The sequence below is a fragment of the Aquimarina macrocephali genome (assembly GCF_051627225.1).
Classification (GTDB): domain Bacteria; phylum Bacteroidota; class Bacteroidia; order Flavobacteriales; family Flavobacteriaceae; genus Aquimarina; species Aquimarina macrocephali.
On the sequence record NZ_CP151795.1, the window covers coordinates 2,020,092 to 2,037,442 of the forward strand.

18 protein-coding genes are annotated in these 17,351 nt (G+C 31.6%); 13 read left to right on the top strand and 5 right to left on the bottom strand.

The window, feature by feature from the left end; genetic code table 11:
• Positions 1 to 53: 53 nt before the first annotated feature.
• The gene (locus AAFU52_RS08990) at positions 54 to 1,106 is read right to left on the bottom strand and encodes a ferredoxin--NADP reductase (RefSeq protein WP_024769792.1); all 1,053 of its coding nucleotides are present in this window, start codon (positions 1,104 to 1,106) and stop codon (positions 54 to 56) included.
• A 227-nt stretch (positions 1,107 to 1,333) separates the two neighbouring features.
• Here AAFU52_RS08990 and AAFU52_RS08995 point away from each other — a divergent pair, with 227 nt between their 5' ends.
• Complete coding sequence (locus tag AAFU52_RS08995; RefSeq protein ID WP_438426187.1) at positions 1,334 to 2,806, top strand: DUF5687 family protein; 1,473 nt, start codon at positions 1,334 to 1,336, stop codon at positions 2,804 to 2,806.
• 5 nt (positions 2,807 to 2,811) lie between these two features.
• On the top strand, positions 2,812 to 3,513 hold the full coding sequence (locus AAFU52_RS09000) for an ABC transporter ATP-binding protein (protein WP_024769790.1): 702 nt from the start codon (positions 2,812 to 2,814) through the stop codon (positions 3,511 to 3,513).
• Positions 3,514 to 3,654: 141 nt separating this feature from the next.
• On the opposite strand, the gene AAFU52_RS09005 is transcribed toward AAFU52_RS09000, so the two are convergent.
• From AAFU52_RS09005 to AAFU52_RS09020, 4 genes are all read right to left on the bottom strand, one after another.
• Entirely contained in the window at positions 3,655 to 4,038 is a 384-nt protein-coding gene (locus AAFU52_RS09005) for a hypothetical protein (protein WP_024769789.1), read from the bottom strand.
• A 46-nt stretch (positions 4,039 to 4,084) separates the two neighbouring features.
• The gene (locus AAFU52_RS09010; protein ID WP_024769788.1) at positions 4,085 to 4,429 is read right to left on the bottom strand and encodes a hypothetical protein; all 345 of its coding nucleotides are present in this window, start codon (positions 4,427 to 4,429) and stop codon (positions 4,085 to 4,087) included.
• A gap of 91 nt (positions 4,430 to 4,520) precedes the next feature.
• Positions 4,521 to 5,600, bottom strand: a complete 1,080-nt coding sequence (locus AAFU52_RS09015) for a helix-turn-helix domain-containing protein (RefSeq protein ID WP_438426188.1) — start codon at positions 5,598 to 5,600, stop codon at positions 4,521 to 4,523.
• Between the two features lie 171 nt (positions 5,601 to 5,771).
• Positions 5,772 to 5,963, bottom strand: a complete 192-nt coding sequence (locus tag AAFU52_RS09020) for a hypothetical protein (protein ID WP_161635267.1) — start codon at positions 5,961 to 5,963, stop codon at positions 5,772 to 5,774.
• A gap of 542 nt (positions 5,964 to 6,505) precedes the next feature.
• Between AAFU52_RS09020 and AAFU52_RS09025 the strand changes: the two genes are divergently transcribed.
• From AAFU52_RS09025 to atpH, 11 genes are all read left to right on the top strand, one after another.
• The gene (locus tag AAFU52_RS09025; protein ID WP_438426189.1) at positions 6,506 to 6,688 is read left to right on the top strand and encodes a hypothetical protein; all 183 of its coding nucleotides are present in this window, start codon (positions 6,506 to 6,508) and stop codon (positions 6,686 to 6,688) included.
• Between the two features lie 203 nt (positions 6,689 to 6,891).
• Entirely contained in the window at positions 6,892 to 7,650 is a 759-nt protein-coding gene (locus AAFU52_RS09030) for a GLPGLI family protein (protein ID WP_438426190.1), read from the top strand.
• Positions 7,651 to 7,673: 23 nt separating this feature from the next.
• On the top strand, positions 7,674 to 10,343 hold the full coding sequence (locus AAFU52_RS09035; RefSeq protein WP_438426191.1) for a carboxypeptidase-like regulatory domain-containing protein: 2,670 nt from the start codon (positions 7,674 to 7,676) through the stop codon (positions 10,341 to 10,343).
• Positions 10,344 to 10,574: 231 nt separating this feature from the next.
• The gene (locus AAFU52_RS09040; RefSeq protein WP_438426192.1) at positions 10,575 to 13,214 is read left to right on the top strand and encodes a tetratricopeptide repeat protein; all 2,640 of its coding nucleotides are present in this window, start codon (positions 10,575 to 10,577) and stop codon (positions 13,212 to 13,214) included.
• A 23-nt stretch (positions 13,215 to 13,237) separates the two neighbouring features.
• Positions 13,238 to 13,684, top strand: coding sequence for a bactofilin family protein (locus AAFU52_RS09045; protein ID WP_024769784.1), 447 nt, complete (start codon positions 13,238 to 13,240; stop codon positions 13,682 to 13,684).
• 95 nt (positions 13,685 to 13,779) lie between these two features.
• A complete protein-coding gene (locus AAFU52_RS09050; RefSeq protein ID WP_024769783.1) occupies positions 13,780 to 13,962 on the top strand; it encodes a hypothetical protein in 183 nt (60 codons plus the stop codon).
• A gap of 57 nt (positions 13,963 to 14,019) precedes the next feature.
• Complete coding sequence (locus tag AAFU52_RS09055) at positions 14,020 to 14,250, top strand: AtpZ/AtpI family protein (protein ID WP_438426193.1); 231 nt, start codon at positions 14,020 to 14,022, stop codon at positions 14,248 to 14,250.
• A 611-nt stretch (positions 14,251 to 14,861) separates the two neighbouring features.
• Positions 14,862 to 15,938, top strand: coding sequence for a F0F1 ATP synthase subunit A (gene atpB, locus AAFU52_RS09060; RefSeq protein WP_438426194.1), 1,077 nt, complete (start codon positions 14,862 to 14,864; stop codon positions 15,936 to 15,938).
• Between the two features lie 32 nt (positions 15,939 to 15,970).
• Complete coding sequence (gene atpE, locus AAFU52_RS09065; RefSeq protein ID WP_034244746.1) at positions 15,971 to 16,162, top strand: ATP synthase F0 subunit C; 192 nt, start codon at positions 15,971 to 15,973, stop codon at positions 16,160 to 16,162.
• Positions 16,163 to 16,251: 89 nt separating this feature from the next.
• On the top strand, positions 16,252 to 16,752 hold the full coding sequence (locus tag AAFU52_RS09070) for a F0F1 ATP synthase subunit B (protein WP_438426195.1): 501 nt from the start codon (positions 16,252 to 16,254) through the stop codon (positions 16,750 to 16,752).
• A gap of 5 nt (positions 16,753 to 16,757) precedes the next feature.
• Complete coding sequence (gene atpH / locus AAFU52_RS09075) at positions 16,758 to 17,285, top strand: ATP synthase F1 subunit delta (protein WP_438426196.1); 528 nt, start codon at positions 16,758 to 16,760, stop codon at positions 17,283 to 17,285.
• Positions 17,286 to 17,351: the final 66 nt, after the last annotated feature.

Below are 17,351 nucleotides of genomic sequence, written 5' to 3' on the forward strand. Positions count from 1 at the left end.
ACATTTCAGCCTTGCTGAAATGTATTTTTAACAGATAAAGTTAGTGGTCAAAATCAAACATCATCAAAATCAACAGTAATTGATGATGAGGTTGGGTGAGCCTGGCAAGCCAAGACTAATCCTTCTGCGATTTCTCCATCAGTAAGAATACTATTTTTTTCCATTGCTGCACTACCTTCTGTGATTTTGCAAATACATGAACTACACACTCCTCCCTGGCAGGAATAAGGAGCATCGATATCCTGGTCTAGTGCCGCATCAAGAATTGTTTTTTTCTGATCCATGGTGAAATTAAATTCTTCATCATCCACCAATACTTTAATATTGGATTTTCCTTCGAGATCAGCATCTATTTCTGTTGTAGAAGCACTACTGGTAAATAGTTCAAAATGAATATTATCTTTAGAAATATTATTTTCTGATAAAATTGAAGTTACGGTATTGATCATTTCTTCGGGGCCACATAGATAAAATGAAGTAAAAGAAAGATCTTTAAATTTATTTTTTAATACGTAATTTACAGTTGACTTTTCTATCCTTCCAAAGTGAGCGTTATCTTCCTGACTTCTACTATATATAAATTCTATAAATAAACGATCTGAATAGTTAGCTTGTAACTCTAGTAATTCTTTATAAAAGATAGTTTCTTCTGGTGTTCTATTTCCGTATACCAAAACAAAACGACTATTTGGCTCTTCTTCAAGAACCGCTTTGATCATACTCATTACAGGAGTAATACCACTACCTGCTGCAAAAGCAGCATAAGAATTACTTGCTTGGGCATTAGTGGTAAGTGAGAAGTTACCTTCGGGAGTGTGAACTTCGAGTACATCACCCTCTTTTAATTTATTATTAGCAATGACCGAAAATGTACCTCCGGATATTTCTTTAACGGTTACTTTAAGGACATCACTTTTTGGAGAACTACAAATAGAATATGCTCTACGCACTTCTTTTCCTTCTACCTCAGTTTTGATAGTAATGTATTGCCCGGGGATAAAAGAATAGGCATCCTTTAATGCTGTTGGTACTTCGAAAGTTATAGAAACAGCCAAGGGAGTTTCTCGAGTAATATGTTGTATGGATAATTTATGAAAATCTGACATTGTATTTTACTAAAAACCTAATTTGAAAACTTCATTATAAGGAGAATTCAAAATAGACAGTTTAACTAATCCGATAATATATCGGGATCTCATTTTTAAATTTGTGACAAAAATAGTAAATGCAACAAGAGAAGATAGCCTTTACGAAAGAATTTAAGTGAGTTCTTGATTTATTTTTGTAACAAAATTGCGATTTTGATTACTAAATAGTTAAATACATCTTATCTATGTTTACCCGTTTCATCAATTTACAATGGAAATCTTTTTGGCGATCTGCTTCATTAACCTCTGGATTATTTATGAAGTTCTTTATGGGGTTTTGGGCACTTTGGTTTATTGTCATGATGGCTTCGGGAGGAATTGGCGCGTTTTTTTTAATTAAAGAAGAGCTTAATCTCGATCCTCTAGAAACCATAAACAGGTTTTTGATATATTGGTTAGTAATTGATTTGTTATTTCGATATGCATTGCAAAAAATGCCGGTTATTAATATTAAGCCATTACTGATTCTTCCTTTTAAGAAAAGAAAAATAGTTTCTTTTGCTTTTGGAAAAACAGTATTTTCATTTTTTAATATTATTCATGCTTTCTTTTTTATTCCGTTTTCTATTGTATTGATAGGAAATGAATATCCAGTATTTGATGTGTTATTATGGAATATAGGATTGGCAGCATTAATCTATAGTAACAATTTTCTAAATATTATTCTAAACAAAAAAGACAACCTTATATTTATCATAGGTGGTATTTTGGCAATTTTAGGAGGGTTACATTATTTCGAATATTTTGATATCACTACGTATACGGCACCATTTTTTAAAGGATTATATGAAATTCCTTTTTTGGTATTGATTCCTATAGCGATACTATTATTTTTAATAACCATATCGTTTCGATCCTTTGTAACCGACTTGTATCTGGATGCTGGATTAGCAACTAAAACCAAAAATGTAAAAACAGAAAATCTGGAGTGGTTAGATAGATTCGGAAAGACTGCAACCTTTCTTAAAAATGATATAAAACTCATAAAAAGAAATAAACGAGCCAGATCTACAGTTTTGGTGAGTATTCTGTTCTTATTTTATGGATTGTTATTCTTCACAGGATTTGTAGAGGCATATGATGGACCCGTTTGGAGAATTTTTGCTGCCATTTTTGTCACCGGTGGATTTCTATTAAGTTTTGGACAGTTTGTACCTAGTTGGGATAGTTCATATTATCCGTTAATGATGAGTCAAAATATACGTTACAAAGAATATCTATCTTCTAAATGGTGGTTGATGGTAATTGCAACATTGATTTCTACAGTATTAGCATCTGGATATTTGTATTATGGATGGGAAGTATATCTTGCTATAGTGGTGGGAGCAATCTATAATATAGGAGTGAATTCTCATGTAGTATTATGGGCGGGAGCTTATGTAAAAACGCCTATTGATTTAACTAGTAACAAAAATGCATTTGGGGATAAGCAAGCTTTTAACGCTAAGACCTTACTATTATCGTTGCCTAAAATGGTTTTACCTATGATATTATATGCAATAGGCCATTATGCGTATAGTCCTTATGCGGGATATGCTCTTGTAACTGTAGCAGGTATCGCGGGGTTTGCATTTAAAGATGCAGTTTTTAATAAAATTGAACGTATTTATAGAACAGAGAAGTATAAAACGATCTTGGCATACAAACAAAAAAAATAAGAAAAATGATATCAGTACATAATCTTACTAAAACATATACCGGAAATACCGTACTTAATATAGAATCTCTAGAAATACAGAAAGGAAAAAGTTTTGGTCTGGTAGGTAATAATGGAGCAGGAAAAACAACTTTATTTAGTGCTATATTAGATCTTATTCAGCCCACAACAGGGTATATCGAAAATAAAGGAATTAAAGTTAATGAAAGTGAAGAATGGAAATCGGTAACTTCTGCATTTATTGATGAAACGTTCTTGATAGGATATCTTACTGCAGAAGAGTATTTTTATTTTATTGGAGAGCTTAGAGGGCAAAATAAAGCCGATGTAGATGCATTACTATCTGGTTTTGAAGACTTTTTTCATGGTGAGATTTTAGGGCAGAAAAAATATTTAAGAGATCTTTCTAAAGGAAATCAAAAGAAAGCAGGTATTGTTGCAGCACTTATTGGTAATCCAGAAGTAATTGTTCTAGACGAGCCTTTTGCCAATTTGGATCCAACGACACAAATTCGCTTAAAAAAAATAATTAAAGAACTATCCGCTGATCCAAATATTACAGTTCTGGTATCAAGTCATGACTTAATACATGTGACCGAGGTATGTGAGCGAATTGTAGTGTTGGATAAAGGACAAGTAGTAAAAGATCTTTCTACATCAGAAGAAACACTTAGAGAACTCGAAGCACATTTTGGTGAGGAAGAATAAAAATAAGCATGTGTTGTAACGGGTTTGAAAACGTATTGAAACCTGCTATGAAAAAGCCTGTAGATATATAAGAATGACTAAAAGATCAAACAATTTTAAAATTGTTTGATCTTTTAAATAGAATAAAGGTAGAGTTTTTGATTAATCACACCTTACCCATCTGCCACTACTACCGGTTTTTTTCCATTTATGGGCATTTCCTCCAGGGCAATTCGGAAATTCATTGCTACAATACTTTTTTTCTGTGATTGTTACGACGTATTTTTTTTCGCATAACCAAAGACAACTCCAATGTTTTTTACAAGATACATCTGTATAGGTACGCTCTCTGGTTTCTCCACAATCAGTTGTTCCTCCACACTCCCAATCCCCTGTGAGATCTTCAGAAAATTCTACTGTAACTATTTCATCTGACTCTATGTTTCTTTTGTTTTCAAAACTAGTAAGTACAACAATAAAAATTAGTAGCCCGACTACTGATAACAAAATAGAGATTATTGATTTTTTTGTTTTTTGTGATTTCATAATTGTATGGTTTTAAGAATTAAATTTTTAAAAATGAGTTTCTATACTAAGGCAGGGTTACAGGGTCACACTTTCCAAAAGAAATACCTGTAAAAATGCTTCTGGTTTCATCGGTTGATGTCCCCATTGGAGTACAGAAAATATATTTTCTATCTATTCTATAATTCGAACAAACAAGGTTAAATGAAGTACAGCTACAATCAGTCTCTTCAGGTACCCAACCAGTAGGACAATAGCTCTCTTGGTTTTCAATATTTGAACTTTCACGAGCAATGTTAGCATTTAAATTTTGTAGAGGAGATACTAAGAATATAGATATTAAAATTGCACATGCTAAGGCAAACGAAGTTTTTAAAAACTGCCCTTTTGATGTTAAGAAATACTTTTTCATGATTTGTTGTATAATTGGTTAATAAATTGTTATTCAGTATAAAATTACTAACCAATCATGATTTGTGAAGCATAAAAACCTTTGTAAAACGTTAACTTAAATTATTCTTTACTCCTTTTTTATTTAAGTTTCGGTATTTAGAAGGTGTAGTAGAGGTGTGTTTTGTAAAGGCCTTATAAAAAGTGACCTTATTATTGAAACCCGACTCAGTTGCAATGGCTTCTATTTTATAAATATTGTATGCAGTGTCTTTAAGTAATTTTTGAGAATACGCTACTCTATGTTTATTCACGTAATCATTAAAATTTTCTTGAATACATTCAGAAAAAGTCTGTGAAATTTGATAAGGTTTCACATTAAGTTCTTCGGCCAAATACCCAATGGTAAGATCATTTTTTAGAAATATAGAATCATGAATAAAGAGCGCATTAATTTTCTTTTGAATTTGGGCCATAACGTTATAATCCAATGTAGAATTTGAGTATTTTTTCTTAATCTCTTTAAGAAATTGAGGATTGGTATAGAGAATAATCCCAACAACAAAAATCATGATATTATTAAACAAATAATAATAAGCAAATTGACGCCATCCATCAGCAAATAGAGTAAGAAATGAGATAATCAGGGTAGAACAGATATATATACAGGCAAGTGTAAATAAGTACACTAATACATTTGATGATAGTTTTACCTTGTTTTTTATGGTTATATAAATAATGCCAATTGCATATAATAATTGATGAATGGCCCTGGCGTAATTTATAGGCATTATTTGATCTAAAAAACGCTCTCTCATATATTGCAAACGTTCTTCACTAGGTAACATCAAAATATCTATGATGAGTATATATATAATTACGAATGCTATAAAATGTAAACCATCAATTTTTGAATACTTATTTTTATTATGGATAAAAGATTGAAAGTGAAACCATAATAATGGTCCATAAAGAAAACCCATATCAAAATAAAACCATCCTAAAAACTGGGGGTAGACTATCAATAGTTTACTAGTCCCATAAAGAAATACTAATATTTCTAAACCAAATATTCCTGAAAATAAGGCAATAGTCCAGCTTTTTAGACTTTTAGAATGTTTGAAGAAAATACCTCCCGAAATAAAAAGAATTGTAAGTGACTGTATGAGAAGAAAATACCTGATGATGGTCATAAATAATCAGTTAACTATTCTGCTTTTTATTAGAATCAATGCGACACCATAAAAAAGAGAGCAGTAGAAGCCCTTCGATATCAAAAGAAAGGTTATTAGAAGATGTGTTTTTATTTTAAAGGGTACTGAAAAATTTGATTTCAGTACCCTATTATTTTTAGATTAAATGAATTAATTCCAACAAGTACCACCTGGCTGTAGACCAGGATAAGAATCTAAAAAGCATAATTCTATAGCATAACAACATCCCTGTCCACCAGGGCAATCTTGGTGGCTGGTACAATGTCTGTGGGCACCACCTTTAATTTTTTGTTGCTGTCTTTTGCTTAAAGCTTTACCTAAGTTTAACAATTTTGATTTCATAATAAGAGTTTTAAGAGATTTTGTCTTAAACATTTATAGACACTTAAGACGTGAGTCTAAAAATTTGATAGTATGTAAAAATCACAATGAATTTATTGAATAATTTTTACGTGGAAAACAAATCGCAATTATATTTAATATTTTGATAATCAATAAGATGTTGATGTTGTGATTATCTATGAAAAGAGAAATAAGTTTTTACTGATTAATGTGACCAATAGTCACTTTATTGAAATGAAGGTCAAGAGTATTGTATATTTTTATTTAAGATACAGCCATAGAAATATTATGGTTTTGCCGTAATATGAAATGTAAAATTAGCACTACATTTTTATATAAATAATTCCTACCCTTAAACATAAATATCAAATTCAACTGTAACTGATTGTTTCAGAATGATATTTATGTTACCAATCAATACTATGTATATAATACACTGTCTTTTTTAATCAAGACAGGTGATAAATTGTTGTACAACATGGTAGGAGTTACCTGAAAATCCTGTAAAGAGTAGGGAAAAAATAATTTAAATTTAGACTATTATGTTAAAAAATGTTTTAAAAATTGAAGGAGTTACTGTTCTTAAAAGAGAAGAGAAATTAGTGGTAAAAGGACAATCTTGTTTAGATCGTGCATGGGAATATGGATCAAAATACGGACATTTATATGGTAAAAATGGAGAATATGAAGCAATGAATCTATATTACTCAGCTAATTGTGCTTAGTTAGGTTGCTTTAACCAATAGAATTCCCCGATGCACAGCATCGGGGTTTAGAAGAAATTTGATAATTTTATGGTTTTATCAAACTAAAAATAAAATTGTTGCCATTGGATATCTTGATGGCTTTGCCTTGAGGCAGCGTATTTAAAAATTGAACTATTTAGTGAGCAATTCGATTTGACCTCTAAAACAATACATCTAAACAAATGAAAAGTATAAAATATTGGATTTTACTTTTATGTCTTATATTTCCTTGGTTATCTAATAGCCAACATAGTGGTATTGTTACTTATCAAAAAAGAATGACTCAACTCATTTCTGAGACTGAAGAGTCTAAAAAAATAGCTAAAGAAAAGCCCAGATATTATAAAACCATTGCTGATATGGATCATGGTATGCAGCTACTTTTGGAAGATATGGAGTTTAACCTTTTCTTTAAAAATAATGAATCCAAATTCAAAGCAGAAACAACTTTAGAACATGAAAAAAATAAACTTTTAAGAGGAGCACTTAGCTACGGTATAGGAGAAGGACTATATTATACCCATATTGAGTCAAACGAAGTACTTCATCAAACAGATATGATTGGACAGACTTTTATAGTAAAATCCGAAAAGATTAATTGGAAATTAAGTAACGAGTCTAAAAAAATAGGAAAATATACCTGCTATAAAGCTAAATATATTGAGAAAACTAAAGCATATGGTGGTAAAATACATGAAAAGGAAGTGATTGCCTGGTATGCCCCGGATATCTCTATACCTTTTGGAGCTGTAGGTTATGGTAATTTGCCGGGATTGATTATTATGCTAGACTATGGAGGTTTTGTGGAGTTTGTGGTAAAACGCATAGATTTAAATCCTAAAAAAGAAATTAAGATCAAAAAACCCGAGAAAGGAGAATTGGTTACCGAAAAAGAACTAAAAGAACGAGTAGATAGGATCATGGATAATATGAGGAATTAAAAATTAATACCATCTAATAATACGTGTTAAGATATTTATTGGTTATTATATTATGTATAAGTAGTATAGCATTTTATGGGCAAGAAATATCCCTATCAGGTGTTGTAAAGGATAGTGTACAACCCTTAAGCAATGTAAACATTATCGCCAAACCACTTTCTAAAGATATTAACCTATCATTTTCTATTACAAGCGAGAAAGGGAAATATACATTATCACTTCAGAAAGATCAAAAATATACGATTACAGTAAGTTATTTAGGGTATGATAGTCATACGTTTGAATTGAATGCTACACAAGATGCTGAAAAAGATGTTGTTTTAAATAGGGCAACCGAGCAATTGGATGAGGTAATCATAATTGAAGAAATCCCTATGCTAATTAAAAAAGATACGATTATTTATGATGTAAAAGCATTTACCGACGGCAAAGAACACAAACTTAAAAATATTTTAAAAAAATTACCGGGGGTAGAGGTCGAAAAAGATGGAGAAGTAACAGTTAATGGCAAAAAGGTAACCAAAATGATGGTAGAAGGAGGAATTTTTTTTGGTGGTGGCAGTAAACTGGCTGTGGAGAATATCCCAGCCAATGCAGTTGATAATGTAGAAGTATTAGATAATTATAGTGAGGTAGGGTTCTTAAAAAATTTTGTAGATAGTGATGAGATGGCCATGAACATCACCCTAAAAGAAGATAAGAAAAACTTTGCTTTTGGAGATATTACCACTGCAGTAGGAGAAGATAAGCATTATGAATCTCATGCAGCGTTATTCTACTATAGCCCAAAAACCAATATGAATTTTATTGGTGACCTTAATGATACAGGAAAAAAAAGTTTTACCATAAATGATTATATGAATTTTGAAGGAGGGAGGAACAGGCTTATGGAAAAAGATGGTACTTCGCGGTCAAATTCGATTCAAAATTATACCAACCTAATCAATAACCAGCCTGTATTTAAAAGTAAAAACAAATTTTCGGCCCTGCATGTATCTTCAAATGTAAATACCGATTTAACAGTATCGGGTTATGGGATTTATGCCGACAACCATACTATAAGAAGGAGGGAAGTTATTAATGATTATTTCTTTGAGAATTCCAGTTACAGAGAAGAGGTTCAATCTGGTCAAGAAGATGATAATATTCTAGGAATAGCAAAATTATCAGCTGATTACTCACCAAATTTTAAAGAAAAAGTATTTGTTGACCTACAGGTTAAAATTATAAACAATGAGAGTTTAGAAAAACGTTTTACTTCAATAGATAATGTACTCACCGATTTTGGTAATGAAAATAAAGTTAAAGGCCTTGAATTACACCAAGATTTTGAATGGCATAAGAAACTCAACAGCAAACACACAACTTCTTTAGTCATTAGTAATACATATAGCAATACAGCTCCAAAAGAGTTTTGGAACACTAATCGCCCTATTTTTGAATCTATTATCCCGCTTATACAAGAAGAACGATTCAATTTAAAACAGAATATTGATTTTACAAACCATACGTTGGATATTGTTGGTAAACATTATTGGGTGCTAACAAGTAATAGTCATTTGTATACTACTCTAGGAAACAAATATTTGAATCAAGAGTACATAACCAAAGATTTTCAGCTACTGGAAGATAATACTATAAATGATTTTGAAAATTCTGGATTTAATAATGATCTTGATTTCAGACTCAATGATCTATATTTAGGTACGCATTTCAAATTTAAAACCGGAGAATTAACCGTAAAAGTTGGAGGTCATCTTCACTATTATAATTGGAAATCCAAACAAGAAGAGATACTCTCTAATGACAAATTTGTTTTTCTTCCAGATGTTACCGCCAAATTAGAGCTAAAACCCTCAGAAAATCTAACATTTACATATAGGTTTTTAAGTAATTTCACTGATGCCCCTAATTATGCTAATAAATTTAGGCTTTTGGATTATAACAAAATTATTAGAGGTAATTCTATTTTGGAGAATGAAATATATGAAAACGGAAGTATACGATATTCAAAATTTGCAATGTATAATGGTCTTATTTTGAATGGTCTTATCGATTATAAAAGAAAGAATAGTTTTATAAGAAATCAAATACAAATAGAAGGAATAGATCAGTTTTTAATACCTGTTTTACAGGAAACACCAGAAACTACCTTAAATGGCATTTTTAATCTGAGGAAAAAAATCAAAAAAATAAATCTAAAAATAAATGCAAGGGGACAATATACTACTTTCCAAAAGATTATTAATACAATACATAGTGAGGATACAAGAATTGATATAAATTTAACCGGAAGTATAACAACCAGATTCAAGAAATGGCCTAATATAGAATTAGGCTACAAAACAAAATTTAGTATGTATAATTCAGATATGAGAGAAACTAGTTTTGTTACTAATGAGCCTTTTGGCAATATTGAGTATACTTTTCTTAGAAATTTCACTTTTACATTTGATTATAGACTCACTAAATTCAAAAATAAAAATACAGATACTTCAACCACATTTGATATGTCCAATATATCATTATTTTACAAAAAAGAGAATAGTCCTTTTGGGTTTGAAATAAGCGGTTCAAATATATTTAAGACTCAATTTAAACAAAATAATGCATTTTCAGATTTTTTAGTTTCAGATACAAAAGATTTTATTATTCCTAGAATACTTATGTTTACTATGCATTATAAGCTTTAAATAAATCTAGTTGTTAAGGAATGTAAATATTCTAACCCCTCTTTATATAATCCATATTGTTAATAAATCAAAAGAGCATAACGAAAACAATAATTGAGCAGAGAAAAATATGTTAACAACCTGTTTTTTAACGAAAGAAATGTATTTTTACAACGCACACACAATTTTTGTGTACAATCAACACACTAAAAGTCAAGTTTTTTAGTTATCACACGTATAAATTTATCTGGTTTGGGCAGAAAGCTATTAAAGATCACGCTGATATTGTTTCTAGCAATTGTAGGATTTGCTTGTTCTCGTAAAAAGGACAAGTTTATAAATCGTACGTGGCATGATGTTACGACAAAAAATAATACGCTATATAATGGTCGATTGGCCTTTGAAGTAGGTAAAGAAGATATCATTCAGTCTTACAAAGACAATTTCTGGGAATTACTACCTGTAGAACGGATGATTGTAAGTGAAGACGTTAGACTTCCTAACGAAGTACTTAATAAAAACTTTGATAGAGCAGAGGAAAAAGCAGTAAAAGCAATCCAAAAGCATAGTATGCTTATTGATAATAAGGAACGTAACCCTAAGATCGATGAAGCATTTTTGTTATTGGGGAAAGCTCGTTATTTCGAACAACGTTTTGTACCAGCATTAGAAGCTTTTAACTATATTTTATATAAATATCCCACAAGTAATACGATCAATCATGCCAAAGTGTGGAGAGCCAAAACAAATCTTCGCCTTGATTATAATGATAAAGCGATAGAGGATCTAACCAGAATGATCGAGCAGGAGTTTATGAAACCTCAGGATTATGCCGATGCAATAGCTATGATGGCTCAGGCATATATTAACTTAGAAAGAAAAGACTCTGCCGTTACTTATATTACTAAAGCAGCTGTTCATACCAGAAAAAATGAAGAGAAAGGAAGATATCTCTATATAAAAGGTCAATTATTAAATGAATTGGGCTATAAGGATAGTGCAAATTACGCTTTTGATCAGGTCATTGCGCTCAATAGAAAGTCACCTAGGAAATATATGATGAATGCCTATATGGCAAAAGCTCGAAATTTTAATTATGAGAGCGGCAATAAAGAAGAGTTTCTTGAATTATTAGCCGATCTTGAAAAAAATCGAGAAAACCGACCGTTTTTAGATAAAATATACAACCAAAAAGCAGTTTATTTTAAAACTCTGGATTCTATTGATCTGGCTGTAGAATATTATAATAAATCATTACGAACAAAGTCTGAAGATAAATACTTAGAATCTCTTAACTATTATACCCTTGGGGATATTAGTTTTGATAGAAAGGAGTATGCTATTTCTGGGGCGTATTATGATAGTACACTTCAGCGAATGATTGTAGATTCAAAACGGTATAGAGTATTAAAGAAAAAAAGAGATAACCTTGATGATGTTATTTTATACGAGGGTATTGCCAAAACAAATGATAGTATTCTTACTATTTTGGCCATGTCCCCAGAGCAGAGAATAACGTATTATGCAGAGTATACCGATGCGTTAAAAACAAAAGCTATCGAAGAAGAAAAAGCTGCAGAAATTGCCAGAATAAAGGATAATTTACCTGTAGAACAGAGATATAGACAACCAGGCTCTGGATTTGGCACAGATACCAAAGGGCCAAGTGTAGAAGGAGGAATCTTTTACTTCTATAACCAAACCACTGTAGCTTATGGTAAAACTGCTTTCAAAAGAACGTATGGAAACAGAGAGTTGCAAGACAATTGGAGAGTTTCAAGTATTTCTAATCCGGGCGCTGTCTCTACAATAGAGAAAGAAGAAAAGGATGAATATTCTATCGATACAGATCCAACGTTTGATCCGCAAACCTATATTGCTCAATTACCAACCGATCCTTCAGCTATTGATAGCCTTCAAACTGATCGTAACTTTGCTTACTATCAACTTGGAGTTATATATAAAGAAAAATTTCAGGAGTATGGTTTAGCTACAGATAAATTCGAAAATCTATTGCAGAACAATCCTGAAAAACGATTAATTGTTCCTTCTAAATATAATTTGTATAAAATCTATTTGACACAAGGAAATACCTCGAGATCCAATGCAATGATGCAGGATATTATTAATAATCATGCAGAATCGAGATATGCCAAAATTCTTCAGAACCCTGATGAAGCATTAAAAGATGATGAAAACAGTCCTAAATCAATATATAATAGATTGTATAGGGATTTTCAGAACCAAAAATATGCATCGGTAATAAAAGAAAGCGATGAGATGATTACGAAATTTGGAGGAGATGAAGATTTTTTACCCAAATTCGAATTGTTAAAAGCTCAGGCAATAGGACGATACAGAGGATTTGAAGCCTATAAAGAAGCGCTTAACTACGTGTCTCTTAATTATCCTCAAAGCCCCGAAGGTAAAAAGGCCCAAGTGATTTATCAGGTTACGATTCCGCAAATTCGAGAAAATGTATTTTTAACTGATATAGATGAACAAGATAACCATAAGTTGGTTTATGCATTTTCTACTTTTGGAGATAATCAGGCTCAAGGACTAAATGAACTAATAGATGCTATTATCAAAGAACTTCGCTATGAGAAGATGAAAGTTTCCTTAGATATATATAATAAAGATCAACAATTCGTAGTTGTACATACAAAAGGAAATAAATTGGCTGCAGAAGGATTGGGAGAATTATTGTCTTTAGGTAAAACCGAAGACACCCGAGGTGTAGATTTAACAAAGTGGAACAGAAAAAAGAAATATTATGAAAAGGTAGAGGCTGCGTATTTTACGATAGCATCTCCAAATTATCGAGTGCTTCAGATTCATAAAAATCTCGAAGAATATATTCAATCACAACCAGAACCAGAAACCGAATAATCATTTAATCCCCCTTATATATTATGTTTTCAGACAATAAAAAAGGAAGAGACTACGGCAATACGACCGATTTCTCTCGCAACCAAAACAAAATCTCAGAAGGAACTAAAATCGTAGGAGATGTTATTTCAGAAGGAGGTTTTAGAATTGAAGGTACTATCGAAGGAACTTTTAAAACTACTGGTAAAGTAGTCGTAGGAACATCAGGCTTTATTAAAGGCACATTAGAGTGTTCTGATGCAGATTTTGAAGGTAAGTTCTCAGGAACTCTCATCGTGTCAAATACCTTATCTTTAAAACCAACTGCGCATATCGAAGGCGAAGTTACTGTAGGTAAATTGGCTGTTGAACCAGGAGCAAACTTTAATGCATCTTGTTCTATGAAAGGTAGTGTGAAATCTTTAGGTAAGCCTAGTGAACAAAAATCTTCACAACCGCAAACAACACAAGGACAAGGGAAATCAGCTTAGATTAGAAGTTTGTATCTACTGTATTAGGTTTTCGCTTGATTGAGTGAATACAAACTTCTAATATAAACAAGATGTAACTATAAATAAAGTGTAAGATGAAAAATATCAATTCTATAAAAACACTCAATAGAAGTCAGTTACATAGCACCAAGGGAGGAAGTTCTCCTCATGGAGCTGGAGGAGGAACAGGAAACCGTTTTTTATTAAATGACTCCGATTATTTAGGAATTACTTATTCTGGTCATGGTATTGGAGACGGGACTGGACAGAACCATTAATTTTCTATCCTATTAGAATGCTTGTTTAAAACGACGTTTTTCTTAATAAAAAGAACCTTGAAAAAAAATAATCGAGGTAAGAAAGCCTTTAATAAATACATTGCCCTTACAGGAATAGCTTTCCAAATGGGAACTACTATATTCCTGTGTGCTTACGCCGGAAAAAAACTAGATGCCTATTATGAATTGGATAAAAAATGGTTTACCATGGGGTTTATACTCTTTGGAGTAACAGCATCTATATATTTGGTGATTAAACAACTCAATCGGATTAATAAATCTGATTGATTACTATAATGTGTCATTAGATTTTTTAAATTCCTTAAATGCTTCTATAATGTTTAGAAAATTTAGATATTTGATGAGTTTATTTTTTGAATAAAGAATTTTAATACATTAATGGGAAAGAACGTATTCCGTTTTTTATTTCTTTTTACTATTGTAATAGCCGGCAGTTATATGATCCATATGGGTATCATAAACGCCTTTTTACTCGAAAGAAATATCAATATTATCAAGCTTTCATACGTATTCAATAGTGCATTCACCTTTGTGTTTACAATTGTTATACTAGTGCTAAGCAAAAAATTTAAAGACCAACTTGGTTTTATTTTTATGGCAGGTAGCCTTATAAAAATTGGAGTTTTTATGGCCGTCAGTAAGCTTAATGATTTCGAAATCAATAAAAATGTCTTTCTTGATTTTTTTGTAGCCTATCTAATCTGTTTAATCCTCGAAGTCTATTATGTTTCAAAGATTTTGAATTCTACTAAATAATTGATTTTCAGAAACTTAATCATTTAGGGATAATCTTAAACTTATTTAGTCAAAATAGTTTAAGAATCTAACATAATTATGTACATTTGCACCGAAATTTAGGAACCGAAATTTTACGCGTAATGCAAAAACGTACTGTAGTTAAAATTTTATTGATTTTTAGTCTGGTCTTTACGACAGGAAACTTATTCGCCAAAGAATCCGAGAAAAAGGAAAATGAAGGAGAAGGAGGTTTAAAAGAACGAATCAAAGAATTTGTAGATCATCACCTTCAAGACTCTTATGATTTTACATTGTTTTCTGATGAAGAAGCAAACAAGCATTATGGCTTTCCTTTGCCTGTGATTTTATGGGATAATGGACTAAAAGTTTTTTCTTCCTCTAAATTTCACCACGGTGAATCTGTTGCCGAAGTTGATGGTAATCACTATAAGTTATACCATTCAAAAATTTATAAAACAGATGCATCAGGTACGATCAATTATGATGAAGATCACCATGCTACCAATGCAAAACCACTTGATTTTTCTATTACCAAAAATGTTGTAAGTATGCTATTGATTAGTTTGCTTATGTTTTTTATGTTTAGAAGTCTTGCTAAATCATATAAGAAAAATAACGGTATCCCAACAGGGGTAGGGCGTTTCTTAGAGCCTTTGGTTCTGTTTATAAGAGATGATATAGCTATTCCTAATATCGGAGAACATAAATATAAGAAGTATATGAGCTTTTTGCTTACCGTTTTCTTCTTTATTTGGTTTTTAAACCTTTTAGGAATGACTCCACTTGGAGTTAATGTTACAGGAAATATTGCGGTAACTTTTGCATTAGCATTAGTCGTATTTTTAATCACTAATTTAACAGCGAATAAAAATTACTGGGGCCACATTTTCTGGATGCCGGGTGTGCCAACTTTTATGAAAGTTGTTTTGGCGCCAATAGAATTATTAGGAGTTTTTATCAAGCCATTTTCATTAATGATTCGTTTGTATGCGAACATGACTGCAGGTCACGTAGTATTAATGAGTATTATTGGAATGATATTCATATTTAAAAACTGGATAGGTAGTCCATTATCATTTGGATTAGCTTTTGCGTTATCAATATTAGAATTATTGGTTGCAGCATTACAAGCTTATATATTTACGATGTTGTCTGCGCTATACTTTGGTATGGCAAATGAAGAGGCACATCATTAGAATTTGAACGTTTAATTTTTAATTATATAATTATGGAAATTCCAAATATTGTTGGAGCAGGTTTAATCGTAATCGGAGCTGGTATTGGTATCGGTAGAATTGGTGGTCAGGCGATGGACGCTATCGCTCGTCAGCCAGAAGCTTCTGGTAAGATACAAACGGCTATGCTTATTGCTGCCGCTCTTATTGAAGGTATTGGATTTGCTGCGTTATTCGCAGCTTAATTTATAAACAACAGCTATAACGGTTGGTTATAGCTGTTGTTAATTTAGATTTTTAAAATTAAACACTAAAGAAATTAATATAATTAATAATGGAGAAGTTAATAAATGATTTTTCGTTTGGTCTGTTTTTCTGGCAGATTTTAATCTTTGTAGGTTTACTATTATTATTAAGAAAATTTGCATGGAAGCCTATTTTAGAGGCTGTAAATAATCGTGAAGAAGGAATCAAAAATGCATTGGAGTCTGCAGAAGAAGCAAGAAAAGAAATGCAAAACCTTCAAGCTGATAATGAGCGAATCTTAAATGAAGGGAGAGCAGAGCGTGATGGTATGCTTAAAGAAGCCAGACAGCTTAAAGAAAATATGATCTCTGATGCAAAGTCTGAAGCACAAGCAGAAGCTGATAAAATAGTAGCACAAGCACAAGTAGCTATTGCTAGTGAAAAGAAAGCAGCAATAGCGGATCTTAAAAGTCAGGTAGCTGGGCTTTCTGTAGAGATTGCAGAAAAAGTATTGAGAAAAGAATTATCTGGTAAGGACAAACAATTAGAATTGGTTGAGTCTATGCTAGGGGATGTTACTTTAAACTAAACTAAATGAGTAGAGCAGCAATACGTTATGCTAAAGCAGTTTTGAGCCTGGCTCAAGATAAAAAAGCTACTGAAGATGTTCAGAAGGATATGCAAAGTATTATCGCTACAGTTAGCGGTAGCGCAGAGCTCAGAATGGTGTTAAGTAGTCCATTGATCAAAAGTGAAGTAAAACTTGCTTCATTGCGTGAGATCTTTAAAAGTACTGGTGAGATTACACAAAAACTTTTTGATGTATTAATCGAGAATAAAAGAGTGAACTTGTTAGATGATGTAGCAAAGCAATACATTGTTTTGTTTGATCAGTTAAACAACACTCAGGTTGCAAAAGTAACCACTGCAGTACCATTGGATAAAGGGTTAAGCGCTAAAGTTTTGGCCAAGATTAAAGAATTAACAGGTAATGAAGCTACTATAGAAAATGTAATCGATGAAAGTATTATCGGTGGATTTATTCTTAGAGTAGGTGATTTACAGTATAATGCAAGTATAGCAAATAAGCTTACGAACTTAAGAAGAGAATTAAGCAATTAATACATACATTTTAAAATATAAATTTAATAATAAGAGAATGAGTGTTCATGCTCGTTCTTTCAAACT